Below are 1674 nucleotides of genomic sequence, written 5' to 3' on the forward strand. Positions count from 1 at the left end.
GTACCGGCCAACGTCGCCAGCGGCTTCGACGGGAGTTTTACCCGACATCAAGGCCAGCAGGTACCGCGTGGTCGTCACGGATACCGCCTCCGGCGTGCTGAGGATTCGGTAAACCACGACAACCCGCACGCCCCACTTCTGAGCGATCAAGGTGCTGGCAACCCGATGGATGAAGGCAACGGCGTCGGCAACGCCCCCGCCGTCCGGTGAACTGGGGAAGAGCGGGTCACTCATGGTCAACTCCTTTCCGCTGGCGGGCTTGCAGGGCCGTGGTGAGACGGTGAGGCGGGTCCGGGGTCCTGACGGACCCCGGACGGAAGGGGGATGGTCAGAGGGCCTTGAGCGCGTTCAGCGCCTCCGTCACCTCACTGCGCTTGAGTGCCAGTGCGTTGATCGAGCCGGTCATCTGCACGGCCGGGGCCATGTCCGGCGTGGCGTCCGGGTGGTTGAGACCGCCCTCGGGCAGGTCGTCACGCTGCTTGGTCAGCTCGTCGATCTGCTCGCTGATGGTCATGATCATGATGGTCAACTCGTCCACCTTCGCCGTCTTGGCCTTGGCGTACTGCTCGGTCCACGGAGTCTCGGCCTTCACGAACTGGGCGTACGCGGACGTCAGCTCGGGCAGGTCCGCGCGCTGCATCCAGTGGCGCACCAGGGCGGTCACCAGCGCGGAAGTCCGCAGCAGCGTGTCGCCCTCGGGGTTCATCGAGCTGGTACCGGTGCCGGTCACCGCCGCGCGCAGGTCGGACAGGTAGAAGATCGGGGACTCAGGGGTGAGGTTCAGCGGGTTGACCAGCTTGTGACCGACCACGTAGGGCATGGTCGCGGTGCCCGTGGCGGGGACGTTCGTGCGCTGGTGGCGGTCCTCCGGAGAACCCGCGCCGAACTGGATGTTGACCAGCGCGGGCGTCGTGGGCTGCGGGTCGTAGTCCGGGTGGACCACGAAGGAGCCGACCGGGATCGCACCATCGACCGCGACGCGGCTGACGCTGTAGGTCACCTCGCCGTTTTCGCCCACGGTGTCCTCGACCGAGTAGGTGAGACCGGTGGCGGTGGTGATCTGAGCGGTCATGGTGTCCTCCTGGACGGATTGAGGGGGCCGGTTGCCGTTTCCCGGCCCCGTTGAGAACAACTCTACAGCGCCAAAAAGAGTTATGCAAGTACGAGGATTGACACTCCCCGACGCGATGCGGGTCACGGCCTCGGTGAGTGCCGCGTGTCCTACGGCCGTCGCCCGGATGACGAACACGCTCCGGCTGTGCGACCTCACCTCGACGCTCCATGCCCGGTGCTCCCAGGATCGCAGCTCCGCGACCAGCGATCGAAACAGCTCGGCGTGAGCGGACTGAATGGAGTACTGCTTCCGGGTCTGACCCATGATCATCTGAATCCCTGGCGAGGTTCGTTGACTGGACTGGCGGACGGTGTCGACAAAGGGGGTGATTTCTCTGCCCTGGGTGGGGGTGATCTCTCTCCCCGCACAGGGCAGAGAGATCACCCCCCCGCTGGGCCGGCAGAGGCTCGCGTGATGCCTTCGCCCAGGTCAGGAGTGGGATGCGGTCGGTTGCGCCGACTGGCAGGAATCGACTTCCTGCATCTCTGCGTGACTCAGGCTTGGCCCTCGGCTGGGGCGCCGCCGCCCTCCTTGGTGGGGTCCCGGGCGGAGGGGGCGTG

General features: G+C 66.5%; 2 protein-coding genes. Both read right to left on the bottom strand.

The annotated features are described in order from the left end of the window. A partial coding sequence (locus AC13HU_RS36705) for a hypothetical protein (RefSeq protein WP_483046330.1) occupies positions 1-234 on the bottom strand: 234 nt, incomplete at its 3' end. Positions 235-328: 94 nt separating this feature from the next. After that, on the bottom strand, positions 329-1072 hold the full coding sequence (locus tag AC13HU_RS36710; RefSeq protein WP_483046331.1) for a hypothetical protein: 744 nt from the start codon (positions 1070-1072) through the stop codon (positions 329-331). Positions 1073-1674: the final 602 nt, after the last annotated feature.

The sequence above is a fragment of the Streptomyces sp. NH27 genome, assembly GCF_056859195.1.